The sequence below is a fragment of the Streptomyces sp. NPDC046862 genome (assembly GCF_040704615.1).
In the GTDB taxonomy this organism is placed as follows: Bacteria; Actinomycetota; Actinomycetes; order Streptomycetales; family Streptomycetaceae; genus Streptomyces.
The window spans coordinates 18756-40760 of the sequence record NZ_JBEYXP010000035.1; the positions used below are offsets into that span (position 1 = coordinate 18756).

At 71.5% G+C, this 22005-nt stretch carries 17 protein-coding genes; 7 read left to right on the top strand and 10 right to left on the bottom strand.

Going from position 1 to position 22005, the window contains the following annotated elements; all coding sequences use genetic code 11:
• Positions 1–7: 7 nt before the first annotated feature.
• Both AB0959_RS32545 and AB0959_RS32550 read left to right on the top strand, forming a co-directional pair.
• A complete protein-coding gene (locus AB0959_RS32545) occupies positions 8–1366 on the top strand; it encodes an NtaA/DmoA family FMN-dependent monooxygenase (protein ID WP_366830278.1) in 1359 nt (452 codons plus the stop codon).
• A gap of 115 nt (positions 1367–1481) precedes the next feature.
• Complete coding sequence (locus AB0959_RS32550) at positions 1482–2111, top strand: class I SAM-dependent methyltransferase (protein ID WP_366830279.1); 630 nt, start codon at positions 1482–1484, stop codon at positions 2109–2111.
• A 37-nt stretch (positions 2112–2148) separates the two neighbouring features.
• Here AB0959_RS32550 and AB0959_RS32555 read toward each other — a convergent pair whose 3' ends face one another.
• A complete protein-coding gene (locus AB0959_RS32555; protein ID WP_366830280.1) occupies positions 2149–2889 on the bottom strand; it encodes an alpha/beta hydrolase in 741 nt (246 codons plus the stop codon).
• Between the two features lie 522 nt (positions 2890–3411).
• On the bottom strand, positions 3412–3813 hold the full coding sequence (locus AB0959_RS32560) for a hypothetical protein (protein ID WP_366830281.1): 402 nt from the start codon (positions 3811–3813) through the stop codon (positions 3412–3414).
• 113 nt (positions 3814–3926) lie between these two features.
• Between AB0959_RS32560 and AB0959_RS32565 the strand changes: the two genes are divergently transcribed.
• Both AB0959_RS32565 and AB0959_RS32570 read left to right on the top strand, forming a co-directional pair.
• Positions 3927–4919, top strand: a complete 993-nt coding sequence (locus tag AB0959_RS32565; RefSeq protein ID WP_366830282.1) for a YafY family protein — start codon at positions 3927–3929, stop codon at positions 4917–4919.
• Between the two features lie 123 nt (positions 4920–5042).
• A complete protein-coding gene (locus tag AB0959_RS32570; RefSeq protein WP_366830283.1) occupies positions 5043–5999 on the top strand; it encodes a hypothetical protein in 957 nt (318 codons plus the stop codon).
• A 19-nt stretch (positions 6000–6018) separates the two neighbouring features.
• On the opposite strand, the gene AB0959_RS32575 is transcribed toward AB0959_RS32570, so the two are convergent.
• The 3 genes from AB0959_RS32575 to AB0959_RS32585 all read right to left on the bottom strand — a co-directional run bounded on the left by AB0959_RS32575 (position 6019) and on the right by AB0959_RS32585 (position 9608).
• The gene (locus tag AB0959_RS32575; protein ID WP_366830284.1) at positions 6019–6444 is read right to left on the bottom strand and encodes a VOC family protein; all 426 of its coding nucleotides are present in this window, start codon (positions 6442–6444) and stop codon (positions 6019–6021) included.
• A 49-nt stretch (positions 6445–6493) separates the two neighbouring features.
• Entirely contained in the window at positions 6494–7270 is a 777-nt protein-coding gene (locus tag AB0959_RS32580; protein WP_366830285.1) for a peptidoglycan recognition family protein, read from the bottom strand.
• 226 nt (positions 7271–7496) lie between these two features.
• A complete protein-coding gene (locus AB0959_RS32585; RefSeq protein ID WP_366830286.1) occupies positions 7497–9608 on the bottom strand; it encodes a SpoIIE family protein phosphatase in 2112 nt (703 codons plus the stop codon).
• Between the two features lie 160 nt (positions 9609–9768).
• On the opposite strand from AB0959_RS32585, the gene AB0959_RS32590 reads away from it, so the two are divergent.
• Positions 9769–10698 (top strand): ROK family protein, encoded by a 930-nt coding sequence (locus AB0959_RS32590; protein ID WP_366830287.1) that lies wholly within the window; start codon positions 9769–9771, stop codon positions 10696–10698.
• A 105-nt stretch (positions 10699–10803) separates the two neighbouring features.
• Complete coding sequence (locus AB0959_RS32595; RefSeq protein WP_366830288.1) at positions 10804–13371, top strand: SpoIIE family protein phosphatase; 2568 nt, start codon at positions 10804–10806, stop codon at positions 13369–13371.
• Between the two features lie 21 nt (positions 13372–13392).
• Here AB0959_RS32595 and AB0959_RS32600 read toward each other — a convergent pair whose 3' ends face one another.
• The 3 genes from AB0959_RS32600 to AB0959_RS32610 form a co-directional block, all read right to left on the bottom strand.
• Positions 13393–14262, bottom strand: coding sequence for a carbohydrate ABC transporter permease (locus AB0959_RS32600; RefSeq protein ID WP_366830289.1), 870 nt, complete (start codon positions 14260–14262; stop codon positions 13393–13395).
• Positions 14259–15149 carry a sugar ABC transporter permease gene (locus AB0959_RS32605; protein ID WP_366830290.1) on the bottom strand — a complete coding sequence of 297 codons (891 nt, stop codon included), beginning with the start codon at positions 15147–15149 and terminating at the stop codon, positions 14259–14261. Before AB0959_RS32605 ends, AB0959_RS32600 begins: the two co-directional genes overlap by 4 nt.
• A gap of 898 nt (positions 15150–16047) precedes the next feature.
• Positions 16048–17385, bottom strand: coding sequence for a sugar ABC transporter substrate-binding protein (locus AB0959_RS32610; RefSeq protein WP_366830291.1), 1338 nt, complete (start codon positions 17383–17385; stop codon positions 16048–16050).
• 152 nt (positions 17386–17537) lie between these two features.
• Between AB0959_RS32610 and AB0959_RS32615 the strand changes: the two genes are divergently transcribed.
• Positions 17538–18866 carry a mucin-1 gene (locus AB0959_RS32615; RefSeq protein ID WP_366830292.1) on the top strand — a complete coding sequence of 443 codons (1329 nt, stop codon included), beginning with the start codon at positions 17538–17540 and terminating at the stop codon, positions 18864–18866.
• A gap of 172 nt (positions 18867–19038) precedes the next feature.
• Here AB0959_RS32615 and AB0959_RS32620 read toward each other — a convergent pair whose 3' ends face one another.
• Together AB0959_RS32620 and AB0959_RS32625 are read right to left on the bottom strand one after the other, a co-directional pair.
• Positions 19039–20193: an NAD(P)/FAD-dependent oxidoreductase gene (locus AB0959_RS32620; RefSeq protein WP_366830293.1), complete on the bottom strand. Its 1155-nt coding sequence runs from the start codon at positions 20191–20193 to the stop codon at positions 19039–19041.
• 232 nt (positions 20194–20425) lie between these two features.
• On the bottom strand, positions 20426–21907 hold the full coding sequence (locus AB0959_RS32625; protein ID WP_366830294.1) for an MFS transporter: 1482 nt from the start codon (positions 21905–21907) through the stop codon (positions 20426–20428).
• Positions 21908–22005 lie beyond the last annotated feature (98 nt).

Below are 22005 nucleotides of genomic sequence, written 5' to 3' on the forward strand. Positions count from 1 at the left end.
TACGACCATGAGCAAGCCCCTGAAGCAGATCCACCTGGCCGCGCACTTCCCCGGCGTCAACAACACCACCGTGTGGAGCGACCCCGAGGCCGGCAGCCACATCGAGTTCAGCTCCTTCGCCCACTTCGCGCGCACCGCCGAACGCGCCAAGTTCGACTTCCTCTTCCTCGCCGAAGGGCTCAGGCTCCGCGAACAGGGCGGGAAGATCTACGACCTGGACGTCATCGGCCGGCCCGACACCTTCACCGTCCTGGCCGCACTCGCCGCCGTCACCGAGCACCTCGGCCTGACCGGCACCATCAACTCCACCTTCAACGAGCCCTACGAGGTCGCCCGCCAGTTCGCGAGCCTCGACCACCTCTCCGGCGGCCGCTCCGCCTGGAACGTGGTCACCTCCTGGGACGCCTTCACCGGCGAGAACTTCCGCCGCGGCGGCTTCCTCCCGCAGGACGAGCGCTACTCGCGGGCCAAGGAGTTCCTCGCCACCGCGAACGAGCTCTTCGACTCCTGGCAGGGCGACGAGATCCTCGCCGACCAGGCCACCGGCACCTTCCTGCGGGACGCGAAGGCCGGCGCGTTCGTCCACACCGGGCAACACTTCGACATCCAGGGCCAGTTCAACGTCCCGCGCTCCCCGCAGGGCCGCCCGGTCGTCTTCCAGGCGGGCGACTCCGAGGAGGGCCGCGAGTTCGCCGCCTCCGACGCCGACGCGATCTTCAGCCGGTACGCCACGCTGAAGGACGGCCAGGCCTTCTACACGGACGTCAAGAACCGCCTGGCCAAGTACGGCCGCCGCCACGACCAGTTGCTGATCCTGCCCGCCGCGACCTTCGTCCTCGGAGACACCGACGCCGAGGCCCGGGAACTCGCCAGGGAGGTGCGCCGCCGGCAGGTCAGCGGGGCAACGGCCATCAAACACCTGGAGTTCGTCTGGAACCGGGACCTGTCGTCCTACGACCCGGACGGCCCGCTGCCCGACATCGACCCCGACGTCAGCGACACCCACATCTCCAAGGGCCGCGCCCAGGTACGCATGTACCGCGACCCGCTGACCACCGCCCGCGAATGGCGGGAGCTCGCCGCCGCGAACAACTGGTCCATCCGCGACCTCGTCATCGAGACCGGCAACCGGCAGAACTTCGTCGGCTCGCCGGAGACGGTCGCCCGGACCATCAACGACTTCGTCCAGGCCGACGCCTCCGACGGCTTCATCCTCGTCCCGCACATCACCCCGGGCGGCCTCGACGACTTCGCCGACAAGGTCGTCCCGCTCCTCCAGGAACAGGGCGTGTTCCGCACGGAGTACGAGGGCACGACCCTGCGCGACCACCTCGGCCTCGCCCACCCGGACGCCGACGGGTCGTGAGTCGGTCTTCTCCGAACCACTGGGGTGGTCCCGTACTCAGGTGATGGGATCAGCCCCAGGGGCGGTGTGGAGCCGGCGAACAGCCGTGCACGGCACGGGTGTTAGCTTCTTCCCCATGGCGGAACACCAGGACGAGACCAGGGCGGCCTACGACGGGGTCGTCGAGCTCTATGCGTCGATGTTCGCCAATGGGTTGGAGACGCACCCGTTCTCGCGGAACATGATCGGCACTTTCGCCGAGTTGGTGCGCGCGACGGGGAACTCGCGGGCAGCCGACGTCGGGTGCGGGCCGGGACATCTGACCGCCATGCTGCACGACCTGGGGCTGGACGCCTTCGGGCTCGACCTCTCCCCGGGCATGGTCGACCACGCCCGGCGGGCCCATCCGGCGCTGCGGTTCGATGAGGCGCGGATGGAGGCCCTGCCGGTCGAGGACGGCGCGCTCGGCGGCGTGCTGGCCCATTACTCGATGATCCATACCCCGCCTGGGGAACTGTCCGCGCTGCTCGCCGAGTGCGTACGTGTTCTGGCACCAGGGGGCCTGATTCTGGTCTCGTTCTTCGCGACCGACGGACCGGAGCCGGTCCGCTTCGACCACAAGGTGACGCCCGCCTACAGCTGGCCGGCGGATCGGTTCGCCGAGTTGCTGGCCGGCGCCGGGCTCGTCACGTTCGCCCGGCTGCTCCACGACCCGGCCACCGAGCGAGGCTTCCTCGACGCCCACTTGCTGGCCCGCCGCTCCTAGAGGGCTTACCGTCTGCTGATGTCCCGGCGGCCCGGCCTCACCTCAGGTGCCGGGTGAAGAACCGGGCCGCGGCCTCCCCCGCGAACTGCGGGACGCCGGTGTGCCCGCCCATATTGGCGTGCAGGGACTTCTCCTTGGAGCCGAAGGCGTCGAACAGGTCCAGGGCCGCCTGCCGGTCGTTCCCTTCGTCGTCCCACTGCAGCAGGACGTGCAGCGGAATGGTGACCCGGCGGGCCTCCTCGAACATGGCGCGAGGCACGAAACTCCCGGCGAAGAAGCCGGCGGCCACGATGCGCGGCTCGACGACCGCAAGGCGAACGCCGATGGAGATCACTCCCCCCGAGTACCCGACCGGGCCGCCGATCTCGGGCAACGACAGGAGGGCGTCAAGGGCGGCCTGCCATTCCGGGACCGCCTTGTCGACGAGAGGGAGAATGAGGGCGTCGATGATCTCGTCGCTGACCGGCTCGCCGGCTTCCATGGCCCGGCGCAGGTCGGCGCGGGCCTGCTCGGCGGCGGCCCAACGGGGCCGGTCACCGCTCCCGGGGAGCTCGATGGTGGCCGCGGCGAAGCCGTCCGCCGCGGCGTCCCGGGCGCGCGCCACCAGCCGGGGATACATCTTGTGCAGTCCGAGCGGGGGGTGACCGAGAAGGATCAGCGGTGCCGGCGCGGATGCGGATGCGGGCGTCCACAGGAGGCCGGGGATCTCGCCGAGGGTGAATTCGCGTTCGAGGACGCCGTCGTCGAGGCGCGGTTCGGAAGTGAAGTGAAGGGCCATGATCGTGCCTTTCGGGAGCGCTGTTGAACGGCGCTCCCGGGCGACCTATCGCCCGACCGTGACCCCGCAGGAGAGCACCCATGTCGATACGTTCACGGGTACCACCTCCTCGTTCTCTCGCACGGCCTCCCGCGAAAGTAGCAGAGGCCGCCGTCGTCCGCCAAAGGATTCTCGCGCGGGCGCCGTGGCCGGATGCCAGGGAGTCGGAACACTACGCCGGAGCTGCTCGGGGGGCCTCGTCGCGGCTTCCCGAGGCCAGGCCCTGGAGGCGTCCCGCTGAGAGCGTGCGATCGGCTCCGCCGCGGGACATGGCAGCCGGGCCCGGCGCGCTGCCGGGCCTGGGCCCCGGGCTGCTTCAGCTCAGCCCAGTGCGTCCATCAAGGCGGTGACATGGGCGTCCAGCCGTTCCTCCACGACACGCGTCGTCAGCTCTGCCCGCCCTGTTGGTCACCGCGCCACCTCACCCTTCGGACGGCGGTCACCGCGTCGAGGTCTCGGAGCAGGTGGAGGGCCCCGACGTACTCATGAGTTGGTTCGGTCAACAGGCCACTCCTTCCAGTCGAGCTGATGCTCCGGAGTGCCCACCGACCGTCCGTACGCGACCGCTTCGGCGCGGCCCGCCTCGTCGCCGCGCCGGTAGCGGAACACCTTCCCGGCGAAGACCACGACGTGCTCGTCACCGGCGGTGAAGTCCGCGTACCAGCCGTTCTCCGGCTCCAGCACCTCGGCGAAGGCCTCCGCGAGGGCCGCGACGTCGTCGCCGTCGGTCTCCCACTCGACCAACGTCCACGACGGGGGCTGCCCGGCGGCGGCGCTGTGTGAGACGTCCAGCCGGCTGACCCCGCGCAACCGCGGGCGCAGCCCCTGCGGCTGGAACACGGCGCCGGGACGGAGGCTTTCACCGAGGACGTATCCGCTGATCACGTGCTGTCTCCCTGGGGTGGTGGCTGCTGGTTCGTGCTTCCCGCGGGAGCGACGCTACGACCCGATGGCTGACATCCTGTGTCAGTCACGGGGCGGGGAAAGGGTGATCGCCGATGCGAGCGGACCGGCTGCTGTCGTTGCTGCTCTGTCTGCAGTCCCGTGGACAGATGACGGCACGGCAACTCGCCACCGAGCTGGAGGTGTCGGTCCGAACCGTCTACCGGGACCTGGAGGCGCTCGGCGCGGCCGGAGTACCCGTCGTGACGAACGGCGGGCCCGGCGGCGGCTGCCGGCTGATGGACGGCTGGCGCAGCCCGCTGCTCGGCATCAGCGCCGAGGAGGCGACGGCGCTGCTGGCGGTGTCGGCGAGTGGTCCGCTGGGGCGGATGGCGCTGGGCGACGCGCTGGCGCAGGCCCGGCTGAAGCTGCTGGCCTCACTGCCGGCGGCGAGCCGGGACCCTACGAGTGCCGCGGCCGCACGCTTCCACATCGACACGCAGGCATGGTTCAAGCCGCCGGAACTGGTCCCGCACCTGGCCGTGCTCGTCGACGCGGTGCGTCAGGACAGACGTCTGCGTATCGAGCACGAGCGCCGGGACGACCGCGCCGGCAGCCGCGCGGACAGCCGTACGAGTCCGCGGACCGTGGATCCGCTGGGGCTCGTCGCCAAGGCGGGCGTGTGGTACGTGGTCGTCCGGTCGAGCCGGGGGACACGCGCCCACCGGGCGTCACGGATCACCCGGGCGGAGCTGCTCCCCGAGTCCTTCCTCCGTCCCGCGGACTTCGACCTGGCGGACTACTGGACGTGCTGGACCACGGAGTTCGAGGAGAGCCTGGACCGACTGCCCGTCACGGTTCGCCTCACGACCGCCGGTCTGGCCGCCCTCCCCGAGGTCCTCGGCGACACCACGTCCGGCGCCCGGGCGGCCCCGGACCCGGAGGACGGCTGGCACCGCCTCGTCCTCCACTTCGACTCCCCGCTCGCGGCCCGACGCCGCCTCCTCGGCTTCGGTCCCGACGCCGAGGTGCTCGAACCCGCGGACGTACGTGCCGACCTGGCCGAGTGCGCACGCGGAACGGCTGCCAGGTACCGGCAGGGAAGGTGACCGTCATACGGCGGCCGGCCATGGACCGTCCCTTGTCGACCGCGCCGACCTGTGACCCGGCTGTGACCCGGAACTGTGGCCTCCAACACGGTCGCGTGCGCCGCGTCCTGATGAGCTGGCGCGATGCGCAGAGCCGCCCCCCTCTTACTGGTCCTCGCCTCCGTTCTCGCCCTCGCGGGGTGCGGGCAGCAGGCGGAGTCGTCCGCGTCCCAGGCACGGCCCACCTCGTCGGACGACCCTCGGTACCTTCCGCTGGCCGCGTACGACATGTCCGGCGACGACGGCCGTACGGTCAACAGGGCCAGCTGGACGCTCGCCAGGCAGTGCATGGTCCGGCTCGGCTTCGACAGCCTGCGGAACCTCTCCACCGACCCCGCACCCGACTGGCCCCAACGCCCCGCCGGCACGGCCGTGGCGATGCTCATCGCGTACTCGGACGACCTCCGCTACGGAATCCGGGACCCAGAGCAGGCCGCGCGGTACGGCTATCAGGGGGCGCGGGCCGATTACGAGCGCGATCACCCGGAGAGGAAGTGGACCCTCTCCGAATACCTCGCGCTGACCGGCATGTTCGTCGGGGACGACCCGAGGACCGTCCACGGCCACCGGATCCCGGAACGCGGCTGTCTCGGCGAGGCGGACCGCGAGATCTACGGATGGAACCCCCAGGACCGCATCGACCCGGTCTGGCACCTGAAGTCCAAAAGCCTCCAGCAGGCCATGCGGGACCCCGCCTGGGGCAAGGCGGACAAGGCGTGGTCGGCCTGCATGCGGAAGGCGGGTTACCGCTACGCCAACCCCGCAGACGCCGTGACCGGCAGCGATCGCAAGCGCCAGGAGCTGCGGGAACGGCTGGCCGACCCCGAGTACGACCTCAACAAGCCGTCCGCCCTGGAGAAGAAGACCGCGACCGCCGACGCGCGCTGCAAGCAGCGGACCGGCTACGTCCGCACGGTGCACGCCATCGACGTCCGTATCCAGCTCAGGCTCGTCGCCGAGAACCGGGCGAAGCTGGAGAAACAGCAGCGCTGGAACAGCGACGCGGTCCGCAGGGCCCACGACATCCTGGAGGACGGCTAGGTGATCCGGACGTGGCCGCTCAGACGACCGGCTCGCCGATGCCCAGCAGGTTCCCCTCGCTGTCACGGAACCAGGCGGCCCGTTCCCCTCGGGCGCCCTTGCTGGGGTAGTTGCCCTCGATGTCGGCGATCCCGTTCCTCGTTCGGAAGCCGGGTGCGTCGACCTCTTCGAAGACGACGCCGCGCTGCCTGAGCTCCGACACGAGTGTCTCGAGGTCGTCGACCACCCAGCCCATCTGGGTGAAGGTGCCGGGTGAGGCTCCCGTCGACTGGAACAGGGCGAACTCCGTGTCGCCGCACCGGTACAGCAGCCCGCCGGGCCGTTCGTCGACAGGCTCCAGACCGAGCCGCTCGGCGTAGAAACGCCGCGCCCGGTCCAGATCCTGGGCGGGGAGCCTGGTCGCCACGCGTCCGCGAGCCAGGATGTTCCTGTTGTCTGCGCTCATGGACCCACTGTGCCGTGGGTGGTGGCCGACGGGGTGGAGGCTCGGCGCCTCACCCCCCGAGGGCGTCGGCGACCGCGGTCCGGATGGCGGGCAGGTCGCGGTGCACGGTGCCGGGGCACTCGGTCGCCTCCCAGTCGCGGTGGCCGCTGATGGCGGGCACGGTCCGGGTGACGCCGCTGACCGGATTGCGGTACGCCACGCTGCCCAGTGGGTCGATGGCGTGCTGCCGGGTCAGGTCGGTCAGGAGCTGGATCAGGGACGTCCGGGCGGCGCTCGTCGCCGGGGTGCTGGTGAGCGTGCCCAGAAGGGCGATCCCGAGGTTCCCGGCGTTGTATCCGCCGACGTGCGCGCCGTTGACCATGAGGCGGCCCGTGGAATCGTGCCCGAAGATCCCGTCGGTGCCGGACCAGCGTCCCTCCCTCACCCGGCCGCTCGCGTCGATCAGGTACTGGTAGCCGATGTCGCCCCAGCCCTTGCCGACCGCCTGGTTGCGGTAGATCGAGCGGACCACGGCCGCGGGGTCGGGATTGGTGCTGCCGTCGGCCGTGTGGTGCACGGTCAGCGTCTGTACGGGGTAGTACGCCGCGGGCCAGACCTCGGTACCGTCGGCGGCGAAGCGCAGTGACTCGTCGGCGCCCCAGGCCTGGCGCGAGAGCATCACGGGCGCCACCGACGGCGAGGGGGCCGCCGCCCGGGCGGGAGGGGACAGGGCGCCCCAGGTGGCGGAGGCCCCGAGCGCGCCCAGAAGGGTGCGTCTGCGTAAGGATCCGGCGGTCCCGTCCGTCCCGTCCGAACCGTTCGACTTGCCAGAGCGCCGTTGCCGCATGTCCGGCACCGCCTTTCCGATGAGGTCGTCTCGTGTTGTCTCGAGTTGTCTCGAGCTGTCTCGTGTCGTCCTGTGGCGTTCTCGGGGCGTGGTGGTCGGTGCGGTGGGCGAGGTGCGAGCTGGGGCGTCGGACTCATGGTGCGGTCCTCTGCGGGGAGCCGGGAAGAGCACAGTTCGGCCTTCGTCGGACGCGCTTTTCGCCGAGGCGACGGACAGGGGCGCGGCCTCAGGGCCGGGCCGGACCCTCGGGCAGGCTCACCAGCTGCGCCAGGAGCAGTGCCACGTCGTCCCGCTCGGTCTCCGGCTCGAGAAGGCTCAGCATGCCGTCGCAGGCTGCCTCCAACGAGGCGTACGGCTTTGCCAGTTGTGATCGCAGGCGCTCCAGCCCGTCGCCGATGTCCTCGCCGCGGGCCTCGACGAGACCATCGGTGTAGAGGGCGAGCACCGACCCTTCCACCACGTCGAACTCCACTTCCTCGAAGTCCACGCCGCCGACGCCGAGAGGGGCCCCGGACGGCACCTCAAGGAGCCGGACCGTGTGGGCACCGTCCTCCTCGGGTTCCGGCTCGACGAGCAGCGGTGGCACATGTCCCGCCCGCGCGATGACGCAGCGCCGGAGCGAGGGGTCGTACACGGCGTAGGCGCAGGTGGCGATGAGGGCCTCGTCCGGGTCGTGGGTCAGGTCCGTGGCGATGTCGTCGACGTGCTGCAGGAGCCTGGCCGGAGGGAGGTCGAGGACGGAAAGGGTGCGTACGGCGGTGCGCAGCAGACCCATCGTGGCGGCGGCGCGCAGCCCGTGGCCGGTGACGTCGCCGATGATCAGGGCCACCCGGCCGCCGGTGAGCCGGGTGACGTCGAACCAGTCGCCGCCGGCCTCGTTGCCCGTGCTGGCGGGGACGTACCGGAACGCGATGTGCACCCCGGGCGGTTCTGGGACGTGCTGGGGCAGGAGGGCGCGCTGCAGCATGAGCGCGCCCTCGCGCTCGCGTGCGTAGAGCCGGGCGTTGTCCAGTGATGTGCTGGCTCGGCCGGCCAGCCTCATGGCGAAGGCGAGGTCGTCCTCGTCGAACGGCGGGCTGTCGTTCGCCCGGTAGACGACCAGGAGGCCGAGCACGACGTCACCGGCGCGCAGCGGGAGCAGCATCATCGAGTGCACGCCCAGCTCCAGGGCGGCCCGGGTCCTGGGATCGCCCGGGTAGGTGGCCGACCTCAACCGCTCGGGTGAGCCGAGGAGTTGGGGGACGCCGGTGCGCAGGGCCTCGCCGGCGGCCGAGTGCTCCGCGAGGCTCACCGACTGGCCGACCCGCAGCATGCGTTCGGCGAGGGGGTCGCGCTGTACGCAGGCGACGCCCAGCTGGACCAGGGGAGTGCGGTGGGTGGGCGTGTGGCGGGGGAGCTCGCCTTCGGTGACCACCGATTCGAGCAGGACGACACCGGCGTAGTCGCTGAACCCGGGGACCAGGGTGTCGGCCAGACGCTCGGCGATGCCGGGGATGTCGAGCAGGTCGGCGACGCGGGATCCGACGTCGTTGAGCAGGGTGAGGCGGGCCCGGACGATCTCGTTCTGCCGGGCGATCCGGCGGCGTTCCGTGATGTCCATGACGGTGCAGCCGAGGCCGATCACCCGGTGGCTCGTGTCCTCCAGACGGCTGCAGGACACGGAGCGAAATCCATCGCCCTCCGGCCCCGGTACGGTGACGTCCAGCACGGGCCGGCCGGTTCTGAGCACCTGCCGCTGCAGTTCCACGAGCTCGCGGCCGACGGGCCCGGCGATCACCTCGTCCACGGTGCGGCCCAGATGGCTGCGCAGCGGACGGTGGTCGAGCCGGGCCAGTGCCTCGTTGGCCCGGATGCACCTGAGGTCCTTGTCGAAGATGGCGACGCCCAGCGGGGAGGACTCGAAGAGCGACTCCAACGCGCCCTGGCCGGTCGCGTACGGCAGGCGCTCCTCGGCCAGTGACGCGTGGACGAACGCCCTGCCGTCGCCGTCGACGAGGAGGGACGCCTGGACATGGGTGCGGACGGCGTGGCCGTCGCGGTGGAGCAGGGGCAGGGCGCCGCTCCAGCTCTCGGAGTCCAGCAGTTTGGCGAGGATGTCCTCGGGCGCCTCCGCGGCGGTGCCGCCGACGTCCATGAGACGGTCGAAGCGACGCCCCAGTACGTCCTCGCCCGTCCAGCCCAGCAGGTCCTCGACCGACCGGCTCCACAAAATGATGTGGCCGGTGCCGTTCAGGACGACGACCACGGCGTTCGGTACGAGCACCGGGGGTTCGGGCACGCTGCGGGGAGGGCCGGGGCCGCGCGCCGATATGCCGGAAGCATGGGGTGGGAAGGTCACCCGTCACCTCCCTGCACCGGATACCCGAGCTCGTGTACCTGATTATCAACCTATATGTCGGGTAATAATAAAAAATTCGGGTTCTGGGCGCCGTCGAAGCCTTGCCGTCGGCGACCGGTCCAAGCACCACGACGGGCCGGTGGACAACAGAGGGGAGCCCGTGGTGAAGCGTCTGCTCGGCGTCGAGATGGGTGTCGACGAGTTGAGGTGGGCGCTGATCGTCGGCGACTCGATCGAGGACAAGGGCAGCACCGAGACCCCTCGGGCGGGCCTGCTGCACGCGATCGACGCCGTGGCCCGGACCACCCGCGGCCACCGCCCGGACCGGCTGGGGGTGGCGGTCCCCGGCGACCTGAACCGCACCACCGGTACGGTCGGTGTGGGCAGCATGAATCTCGTCGGCCCGTGGGCCGGCTACCCGCTGCGGGACGAGCTGGCGTACCGGGTCGGATGCCCGACCGAGATCCTCAACGACGCCCGCGCGTTCGGCCACGGCGAACTCGCGATGGGCGCGGCGAAAGGCCTGGAGAACGTCCTCTTCATCATGTTGCACAGAGGCGGCGTGGGCGGTGCCTACGCCTTCGAGGGGCGGATCCTGGCGAGCCCGGACGACCGGCTCGGCGAGTTCGGCCACCTGACCGTGGAGCCCGGCGGCACCCCCTGCCCGGGCTGCGGCGGACGGGGATGCCTGGAGACCTTCGTCAGCGGCCAGGCCGTCGTCCGCCGCTTCCGGGCCCGCTCCAGCTGGAGCCCGTCCGGAGTGACGGCGGTGACCGACGCCGCCGCGGACGGCGACCAGGTCGCCCTGGAGGTGCTCGCCGACAGCGGACGCGCCGTGGGCGTCATCCTGAACAGCCTGGCGGCCGCCTTCCCCACGCAGGCGGCGGTCGTGGGCGGGGACATCGCGGACGCCGTACTGCCCTGGATGGCGGACGAGATCAGAACGGTGCTCGCCGAACGTCCCAGTTGCACCTTCGAGCCGGACCTGCTGGCCGCGTCGCTGGGCGTCTGGGCGCCCGCGGTGGGCGCCGCGCTGACCCTGCCGCTCCCGGTGCGGATGGAGGGGGTGGGAAGGCTTCCCGAGCAATAGGCTGGAGACGGGCTCCGACCATGAACCGTGAAGAACCATTTCATCCGAGTCCGAGTCGAGTCCGAGGAACACAGTCGCAGGTCTCCTGCGGCGAGGTGAGTGACGATGCGTTCGAGCAGTGACACTCCGCGACCGGTGAGCGGAGAAGGGACATCCGCCCACCCGACGGACGCCGTGGCCGCCGTCGACGCGCGCGGCCGGGTCACGGCATGGAACCCGGGCGCCCGGCAACTTCTCGGCTACGCGCCCGCCGAGGTCCTCGGCCGTCCCGCATCCCTTCTGCTGGCCGCCGACCCCTCCCCGGCCGCCCTGCGCCGCGCCGCCGCCTCGCACAGCTGGAGCGGCCGGGTCGCCCTGCGCCACCGGGACGGCCACCGCCTGGAGGCGGACCTGCGGGCCTGGTCGGCGCCGACCGCCGGAGGACAGCCCCAGTGGTTCCTCGTCCACTCCCCGGCACCGTCGCAGGCCGCGAGCCCGCAGGAGGACACACAGCTCCTGGAGTGGGCGTTCGCACGGTCCCCGCTCACCATGGCGGTCTACGACGTCGACGGGCGGATCCTGCGGATGAACGCCGCGACCCGCGGCCTGCTCGGCCTCGGCGACCAGCAGGTGCTCGGGCGCGTCGTCGAGGACCTCTACGGGGACGCCAAGGAGCAGGGCGCACCCTCCGCCCCGGTCCTCTCCGAGCACGTCACCGACACGATGCGCTCCGTGGCCAGGACGGGCCAGCCGGTCCGCTACGAGGTCTCCGCGCCGACACCGGCCGGGACCGGGAGGCTCACCTGGTGGGCGGTCACCATGTCACCCGTGACGGATCCGGACGGCCGGATCCACGGAGTGTTCACCGCGGGATGCGACATCACCGGACAGTACGAGGCGCGGCAGCGGCTGGCCGTGCTCAACGAGGCCAACGCCCGGATCGGCACCAGCCTGGACGTGGCGCGCACCGCGGACGAACTCGCCGACATGGCCGTCCCACGGCTCGCCGACTTCGTCAGCGTCGATCTGCTCGACTCCGTGCTGCACGGCGGCGAGCCCCTCTCGGGCCCGGTGGTGGGCACCATCTCCCTGCGCCGGGTCGCCCACCGGTCCGCGACCCAGGGCGCCCCCGAGGCCGTGGTCGACCTGGGCGCGGTGGACACCTACCCGGACTTCTCACCGCCCGCCCGCTCCCTGGCCTCCGGCCTGCCCGTGCTGAGCGCGATGGGCGACGACGACTTCGACCGGTGGACCCAGGCGGACCCCGCCAGGGCGTCCCGCGTACGCGACTACGGGTTCCACTCCGTGATGTCGATCCCGGTGCGGGCCCGCGGCACCACGCTCGGCGTGGCGGTCTTCGCCCGCCGGCGCTCGGAGCCCTTCGCCCCGGACGACCTGGTCCTGGCCGGCGAGATGGTGGCCAGGGCGGCCGTCTGCGTCGACAACGCCCGCCGGTACACCCGCGAGCGGGCCACGGTACTGGGCCTGCAGCGCAGCCTGCTCCCGAGACAGCTGCCCCAGCAGCCGGCCGTCGAGGTCGCCACGCGCTATCTGCCCGGCAGCACCCAGGCCGGCGTCGGCGGCGACTGGTTCGACGTGATCCCGCTGTCCGGTGCCCGGGTCGCCCTCGTCGTCGGCGACGTCGTCGGGCACGGTATCCAGGCGTCGGCGGCCATGGGACGGCTGCGGATCGCCGTGCGCACCCTGGCCGACGTCGATCTCGCCCCCGACGAGCTCCTCACCCAGTTGGACGACCTGGTCATCCGCCTCGCCGCGGAGAGCAACGGCACGGTCGGCGCCGGCCGCGACGGAGGCGGCGACCTGAGCGGCAGGGCCGATCTCACCGAGATCATGGAGGCCCTGGAGATCCCGGACACCGTCGAGGCCCGGGAGACGGGGACGACCGAGGAGACCGAGGAGTCCGCCGGTGACATGGCGGCCACCTGCCTGTACGCGGTGTACGACCCCGTCACCCGGCACTGCACCCTCGCCCGGGCCGGCGGTCCCGTGCCCGCTCTCGCCCGGCGGGACGGCACGGTCGAACTGCTCGACGTCCCCGCCGGACCCCGGCTCGGTGTCGGAGGCCTGCCCTTCGAGGCCACCGAGCTCGACGTGCCCGAGGGCAGCCTGCTCGCCCTGTTCACCGACGGCCTGATCAACGCGCGGGCCGGCAACCTCGACACCCTGTGCCGTGTCCTGTCCCAGCGTCCCCGGCAGGACCTGGAGGACACCTGTGACACCGTCCTGCAGAATCTGCTCCCCGCCCTGCCCGCGGACGACGTCGCCCTGCTCATCGCCCGTACGCGCGCCCTCGACACCGAACGGATCGCCAGCTGGGACCTGGACCGGGAGCCCTCCGTGGTCGCCGACGCCCGTAAGGCGACGTCCGACCAGCTGGCCCACTGGGGACTGGACGAGCTCACGTTCACCACGGAACTCGTCGTCAGCGAGCTGGTCACCAACGCCATCCGGCACGCCGACGCCCCCATCCGGCTGCGGCTGATCCAGGACCAGTGCCTGATCTGCGAGGTCGCCGACGGCAGCAACTCCGCGCCGCATCCGCGCCGGGCCCGCAGTCTCGACGAGGGCGGCCGGGGCCTGCTGCTCGTCGGTCAGCTCACCGACCGCTGGGGCACCCGGCAGACACCCACGGGAAAGATCATCTGGACCGAGCAGTGCCTCCCGACGCCCTGACCGGGCGCCCGCTCACCCCGCTCACCCCCTGACGGCCGAACTCGCCACACCCTGCACGAACCAGCGCTGGAAGACCACGAACATCACCAGCACGGGAGCGACGAGCAGCACACCGAATGCCAGGATCTGACCCCAGTCCGGTGGCTCCTGCCCCTGGAAGACGCTCATCTCCAGCGGCAGCGGACGCACGGACGGGTCGGAGATCATCAGCACCGGCCACAGGAACGCCCCCCACTGGGTCAGGAAGGTCAGGATGGCGACGGAGGCGAACACGGGCCTGGACATGGGGATGATGATCGAGAAGAACGTACGCCACGGACCCGCGCCGTCGATCCGGGCCGCCTCCTCGATGCTGTGCGGGACGCCGCTGAAGAACGCGTGGAACTGGTAGACCGAGAAGGCGTTGGCGATGAACGGCAGGGCCAGGATCCCCAGGGTGTTCCGCTGGTCGTTGAACAGATAGAACAACGGCACCGCCACCGACTCGAACGGCACCAGCATCAGCAGCAGCACGACCGCGAACACGGCGTCCCGCCCCCGCCAGCGCAGCCGGGACAGCGCGTACCCGGCCATCGAGTTGACCAGCAGCCCGCCCACGACCACCACGGCCGTCACGGTGAGCGACACCGCCATGAACTGCCAGAAGTAGCCGGTGCTCTCGGAGGACAGGCTCTCGAACACCCTCTCGTAGTTGTCCACCGACAAGTGCGTCGGCACGAGGCCCGCGAAGCCGTCCAGCACCTCGTCGGACGGCTTGAAACTGCCGATGACCAGGTACAGCGCGGGCAGGACGTACAACAGGGCGGCAACAGCCAGCGCCAGGTAGTCGCCGACGCGGCGCAGCCGTCCGTACGGCCGCCGCCCGCTTCGCCGCTTCCCCTCGAGGCTCACCCCGCCTCGCTCTCGGGGCGCACGACGCGGCGCTGCAGGAGCGTCAGAGCGACGACGATGACGAAGAAGATCACCGTGATCGCCGAGGCCAGTCCGATGTTGCTCTCGTCGAACGCGACCGTGACGGCGTCGTACATGACGGTGCGGGTGGAGTTCTCGTCGAGTCCTCCGCCGCCCCGGATCAGGATGTAGATCTGGTCGAAGACGCGGAAGGCCAGCACCGACGTCAGCAGCGCCACGAAGACCAGGGTGTTCCGGATCCCCGGGAGCGTGACATGGCGGAACTGCTGCCAGTGGCCTGCCCGGTCGATCTTGGCCGCCTCGTACAGCTCCTCCGGGATCTGCTGGAGCCCTGCCAGCAGGATGACCATCTGGAAGCCCACGCCCTGCCACACCGACAGCACCACGACGGACGCCATCGCGGTGGTGGCCGAGCCCATCCAGTCGTACGCGGTCCAGTGGCCGAAGGTGAGGTACGACAGCGCCGTGTTGAGCATGCCCTGGTCACTGCGGGAGAGGATCAGCCGCCAGATGACGGCGACCAGGGCCATCGGGAACACCACCGGCAGGAAGAAGAGGGCACGGAACACACCGATGCCCTTCAGCCGGCGGTTGAGCAGTACGGCCAGCGCCAGGGCGAGGCCCGTCTGCAACGGCACGACGGCGGCGGCGAAGGTGAGGTTGTTCAGCAACGACCGGAGGAACTCGTCCGACAGGTCGGGGTCGAGGAACAGCCGCCTGTACTGCTCCACTCCGAAGAACTCGGGAGGCTGGGGGGAGCCGAGCCGCACGTTGTAGAAGGACAGCACCACCGCGTAGACGAACGGCACACCGACGAACCCGATCAGCCCGAGCACCGCGGCCGCCGCCATCAGCGGCCCGTGCACCCGCTCCCGACCACCGGGCCCCGTGCCCCCACCGCCGACCCCCCGGCGCCGCCCTCCGACCACCCGCCACCGACCTCCGGGCATCCCTCACCGCCCCCCAGCCAACTGCCGCCCACCGCCGGGCACCTGCCACCGCCCGCCGGGCACCTGCGGTTGGATGCCGGGTACTCGCCACTGGCTGCTCTGGGGTGCGTGTTCGCCGCCGGGGCCGGTGCCCCCACCGTCGGACGCCTGGCGTCGACCGCCGATCACCCACCACCGTCCGCCGGGCACCCGCCGCTGGCTGCCGGGTACCCGCCACCGTCCGCCGGGTACTCGCCACTGGCTGCTCTGGGGTGCGTGTTCGCCGCTGGGGCCGGTTCCCCCACCGTCGGACGCCTGGCGTCGACCGCCGGTCACCCGCCACCGTCCGTCGGACGCATGGCGTCGACCGCCGATCACCCGCCACCGACCGCCGGGCACCCGCCGCTGGCTGCCGGGCACCCGCCGCTGGCTGCCGGGCAGTCGCCACCGACGGCGGGGCATCCCGTGCCCGCCGCCCGGCCCATCGACGTGCTCGCGGCCCCGGTCGCGGCCGCCATCGGAACGCCGATTCCGGCCCTCGTTCATCTGGTCCTCGCCGTCGGGGGCCCGGTCCTGGCCATCGCGATCTCGGCCCTTGCCTTCGGGGGCCTGGTGCTCGCCGTAGTGATCCCGGTCCTTGCCGTCCGGGACCCGGTGCTTGCCATCGGAGTCCGGCCCAGGCCATCGGTAGCCCGGCCTCGACCACCGAGAACGCGGCCCCAGCCATGGAGAAGGCGGCTCCAGCCATCGAGAACGCGGTCTCGGCCACCGAGAAGGCGGTCTCGGCTGCCGGGGCGGCGGCCCCGGTGTGGCGTCACGGCCTTCCCTCACCCGCTCAGCTCAGCTGGTAGTCGTTGTTGTCCGCGTAGTCCTGGTCGATCGCCCGGGCCGCCTTCGACAGCGCGGACTTCGGGTCGGTGCCGCCCCAGATGGCGTTCACCGCCGAGCTGAACTGGGTGGTGATCACCGGGTAGCCCGCGGTGACCGGCCGGGTGACGGCCACGCAGGACTTGGTGATGTCCGTGTCGCCGCAGGGCTTGTCGAGCTGCTCGGCGAACAGCTGCAGCGGGCCGCCGGACTTGTACAGCGGGCTCTTGGCGAGCACGGACTTCGTCCCGGGCGGGGCGCCGTTGGCGTTGGTCATCGCGGTGACGTTGTCGTCGTTCAGCAGGAAGTCCAGGAACTTGCCGGCCGCGTCGCCGTTCTTGGACTGGGCGCCCACACCCCAGGCCCACGAGCCCTGCCCGCTCTTGGGACCGAGACCGAAGTCCGGCAGCGGCATGATGACGAGGTCGTCACCCAGGGCCTTGCTGTACGTGGGGTAGAGCCAGTGGCCGACCCAGCTGAGCGCGACCCGCCTGCTGGTCATCGCGTTGCCGCCGGTGTTCGGGTCGGTGTACGGCTTCCAGGACTGGAACTTCTCGAACGCGTCGACCGCGTCGGGTGAGTCCATCACACCGGTCGCCTTGTTGTCCTGGATGAGCTTGCCGCCGGCCGACCAGAGGATGGGCGAGAACCCGTACGTCCCCCACTCGGTGCCGAGGCCGGTGTCCTCCTGGATGTCGAGGACCTTGCCGTCGGAGTCCTTGGCGGCGAGCGTCTTCAGCGCGTTGAAGAACTCGTCGGCGGTCCACGCCTCGGACAGGCTCTTCGGGTAGTCCACGCCGGCCGTGTCCAGCAGGTTCTTGTTGCCGTACAGCCCGAGGGCGGAGTCGTACATGCCGAGCCCGTACAGCTTCCCGTCCGCCGTGCCCTGGTCCTTGATGCCGCCGGTGGCGTTGTCGACGGTCTTGGACGAGACGAAGGAGGAGATGGAGGTGAGCTTCTTGTTGTAGATGAAGTTCGCCATGGTCGGGCCGTCGAACTCCAGGACGTCCGGCAGGTCCGACGCGTCGGTGGCCGTGATCGTCCTGGTGTAGTCCGCGTCGGGGATGAGCTTCAGGCTCGCCGTGACGTCGTTCTGGGAGCTGTTGAAGGACTTGACCGCGTCCTGAAGGACCTTGGCCTCACTCGCCTGGCCCTGGTGCGCCCAGATGCTGATGCTGCCCTTGCCGCTGCCGGCCTCGCTGCCCGCCGAGCCGTCTCCGTCTCCGCCGCACGCGGTGAGAACCGTGACAGGGAGAACCAGCGCCACGCTCCAGCGGACGATCCGACGCCGACTCCGACCGATCACGATGAGCCTCCCGAAGTTTTGTCCATAAATGTCATGTTAGATGTAGAAAGTCTCCGTCAGGAGACGCCGACGTGCGCGTCGGCGCGCGTGTCAGCACCACGGCTCAGCCACGGCCCAGTTACGGCTCGGCACCACAGCGAGGGGAACCACGCATGCGCTACGCCCCGCCCGGCCTCTGCGTGAACGACTTCGCCGTCCTGTCCGACGAGGGCGGCTACACGGTGCTCCATCTCCAGGGACCCTGGACGGACCGCTTCGACCACCTGCACATGGAGACCTCGTTCGGCCGGGCCACTTCCGCCGATCTGGTGGCCTGGGAACCGCAGGGCACGGCCTTCGGCGTCGGGCTGCCGGGCCGGTTCGACCACCAGGCGGTGTGGACGATGCACCCGTTCCCCTACGGCGACGGGCTGGCCATGTGTTACACCGGCGTCGAGGGGCTGACGGCCGGAGGCCGGCCGCTGCAGTCCGTGGGGCTGGCGTTCTCCGACCGCCGGGACGGGACCGCCTGGCGGCGCCACGGCACCGGGCCGGTCGTACGGGCCGATCCGCGCTGGTACCGGACCGGCGAGAACATGGGCTGGCGCGATCCGTTCGTGGTCCGCGACGACGAGGGAACCGGCTGGGCCATGGTCGTCTGCGCCAGTGACACGTCGCTGCCCGTTCAGGACAGCGGCTGCGTCGGTTTCGCCACCTCGCCCGATCTGACGCACTGGCAGGTCCACCCGCCGCTGCTGTCGCCCGGTGACGTCGACGAGCTGGAGTGTCCCGTGCTGGAGCGGACGGCGGACGGCTGGCTGCTGCTCGGGGGTGTGGGCTCGGCCAACAGGATCGAGGCCTGGTCGGCGCCGCGACTGGAGGGGCCGTGGGAGCGGCTGGGGCCGATCGGTCCGCCCGGCGCCTACGCCCCCCGGGCGATCACCGCGCCCGACGGCACCAGGGTCGTGCTGCACACCGCCCCCCGGCGCGTCGCTCTACGGGACTCCGGTGACCTCTGCCGGGGGACGCTCGCCCAGCCCAAGGCGCTGGTCGTCGAACCGGGCGCGGTGCGGCTGGAATGGTGGAGCGGACTGGACGCGTGGCTGGGCGAGCCCACGGACCGCCCGGTCCTGCACGCGGTGGGGGACGTCGACCTCACCGGTCCGACCGCGGTCGTCCTGCGCGCGGACGGGGGGCGGGCGGCGCTCACGGTTCACTGCGACGAGAAGAACGTACGGGTGACGGGGTCCGGGGGCGCCCCGCTCCAGGAAACGGCACTCGCCCGGCCCGCCCGGCAGCTGCGTGTGCTGACCGTCGGCGAGTACGTCGAGGTCTACGCGGACGGCGTGTTCGTGCTGATGACGCTGTCCTACTCGGGCCGGGCCGTCGGCTGGACGGCCACCACCGACCGGGGGGTGAGCGCCGTGCCGGTGCGGCCGGTGCGGCTGCCCAGTCCGCACCGCGACGATGCCTCGGCGATCTGGCCGGGGGCGGTCGCGTAAGCCCGGTTTCAGGGGCGCGGGGCTTGAGTTGACATGCGGCTCCGCCGCGTGGGCGTGACAAGTCACGACGAAGCCGCAGTCGCCAACCATCCGACAGGCCCCACCCCCAGGCCCCACCCCCAGGCCCCACCCCCAGGCCCCACCCCCAGGCCCCACCCCCAGGCCTCACCCCTTACGCGAAGAGGTCGGTGTTCCAGTCCAGCTGCCGTGCCAGATCCTCGTCGCTGAGCGGCGGCGTCGTCGTGCCCGGACGGGCGTTCGTGGGGGAGTGGGCGCCCCGGGAGATCTGCCCGCTGGTGGCGATGTTGTGCTCCACGCGGGGCCGGCGGAGCCTGTCGTAGGCGGTCAACGCGCTGTCGGTGTCCGGAGCGTCCCGCAGGGCCTTGGCGAGGACGACGGCGTCCTCCAGCGCCATCGACGCGCCCTGCCCGGTCGCGGGCGAGGCCGCGTGGGCCGCGTCGCCGATGAGCAGGGCCCGTCCGGAACGCCAGCTGGTGCCGAGCGGCATCTCGGTGGCGTTGGTGACCAGGATGCTGTCGGCGGTGGCCGCGACCATGTCCGCCGCGGGTGTGGTGTCCTTGCGCAGCAGCGGAACGAGCAGGTCGCGCCACCCCTCCGGGGTCCCCTGCGCGATGTCCTCGGCCGACAGCGGGTCACCGGTGACGCGGGCGAACCAGTACGTCTCCCCGGCGGGGCTCACCGCATGGCCGAAGGCGGCCCCGCTGCCGCGGACCAGCGTGAAGAGCTCCGAGGGACCGGCGATCGGCGCGCCGGTCGTGTAGCCGTAGAAGACGTACTCGCCCGCGTAACCGGGCCGCGCGGCGGGGGCGATCGCGCGGCGCACCGTGGAGTTCAGGCCGTCGGCGCCGATGAGCAGGTCGCCGGTCGCGGTGCTGCCGTCGGTGAAACGCACGGTGACGTCGCCCGGGCCCTCCTCGACGGACGCCAGCCGTGCGCCGTGCCGGATGCCGATGCCCCTGCGCGCGGCCTCCGCCTGCAGGGCGGCGTTGAGTTCGCCGCGGCGCAGGCACCGGAACCGCAGGAGCTCGTCGTCGGCGCCCGCGAGGGGGCGCTTCACCAGCTCCGTGCCGGAACCGTCCAGTACGCGCATGCCGGTCAGCGGGAAGCCGATGCCGGTGACCGCGGCGGAGGCGTCGAGCTGTGCGAGGGCTCGCATGCCGTTGCTCGCGAGCGTGAGGAACGCGCCGATGTCCTCGGCAGAGTCGGGATGTGCCTCGTACACGGCGACCTCGGACCCGGCCTTGTGCAGGGCCAGCGCCGCTGCCGAACCGGCCGTCCCGCCGCCGATGACGATGATCCGCGCCACTCCCGAACTCCCCTCGTACGCTCCGCGGACCCTGGTCAGCCGCGCGGGTACGGAGAAGAACGTCCCGGCCCCGGTGGGGAGTTCCGCACCGGGGCTGAGAGGGGGGTGTGACGGCGGCACGGTCACCGGCGACGTCACAGGTGCGGTCCCACGTGCGGTCCCACATGCGGGACGTGACACCGCGCCGTCGCAGGACGGCCCCGACCAGGTCTCGCCAACGGGCCACAGAACGCTACGACTTCGCCCCCGACACCTCCACCGGCTCAACCGACCCCGTGGCCACGGGCGCCGGGGCGGTCACCCTCTGCCGGGGCAGGAAGGTGGCGACGGCGAAGGCGAGCAGCGCGGCGCCGGCGCCGATGGCCATGACCACCTTGAACCCGTTCTCGGAGGGCAGGGCGTGGCCGCCGAAGTCGGTGGTCATCTGGGCGAGGATGACACCGGCGATGGCGCTGGCGAAGGAGGTGCCCAGAGAGCGCATCAGGGTGTTGAGGCTGTTGGCGGCGCCGGTCTGGGAGGGGTCGACGGCGCCCATGATCAGCGCGGGCAGGGCGCCGTAGGTGAAGCCGACGCCGGCGCCGATGACGCAGGACACCAGGATGAGGTGCCAGACCTCGGACATCAGGACGATGTTCAGCCCGTAGCCGGCGGCCACGATCAGCGCGCCGATCATCAGGGTGACCTTGGGGCCCTTGGCCTTGGTGACGCCCGCGGACACGGCGGACATGGCCATCATCACCAGGCCCTGCGGGGCCAGTACCAGTCCGACGGTGAGCATGGACCTGCCCAGGCCGTAGCCGGTCTGCTCGGGCAGCTGGAGCAGCTGCGGCAGCACCAGGGACATCGCGAACATGGAGAAGCCGAGGGCGACCGAGGCGAGGTTCGTGAACAGGACCTGCGGACGCGCGGTGGTGCGCAGGTCCACCAGCGGCTGGGCGGTGCGCAGCTCGTACCAGCCCCAGGCGACCAGGACCACGACGGCGGCGGCGCCCAGGCCCAGGGTGGTGCCGCTGGTCCAGCCCCAGTCGGCGCCCTTGGAGACCGCCAGCAGCAGGGACACCAGACCGGCCGACAGACCGAGGGAGCCGACCAGGTCGAAGCGGCCGCCGGTGCGGACCTCGGACTCGGGGACGAACAGCAGGACCAGCACGAGGGCCACGGCGCCGAGGACGGCGGAGGTCCAGAACAGGATGTGCCAGTCGTAGTTGTCGGCGATGAACGCGGCGGAGGGCAGGCCCAGGGCGCCGCCGACACCGAGGGAGGCGCTCATCAGGGCGGTGGAGCCGGCCAGCCGCTCGGCGGGCAGCACATCACGCATGATGCTGATGCCGAGCGGCACGACGGCCGCGGCCAGTCCCTGCAGCGTACGGCCGATGATCATCGGGACCAGGGAGTCGGCCAGGGCGCAGACGACCGAGCCGGCCACCAGCAGGACGATGCTGATCTGGAGCATGCGGCGCTTGCCGAACATGTCACCGAGGCGGCCGACGACCGGCGTGGCCACCGCGGCGGCCAGCAGGGTGGCGGTGACCGCCCAGGCCGTGTTCGACGCGGAGGCGTCGAGGAGCCGGGGGAGCTCGGGAACGATCGGGATGACCAGCGTCTGCATCAGCGAGACGACGATCCCGGCGAAGGCCAGCACGGCCACCACGGCGTTCGCCCGCGGCGGGGCCGAAGTCCCCGCCGCGGCGGGTCGGACAAGGGCATCGGACATGACGGGCCTCCGGGGGAGCAAAGGTGAGGAAGGGGCGCAAGCGGATGAGTGCGCGCAAGGGGTTAGTGCTTGACTTACGCAAGCATAATCGAGGTTAA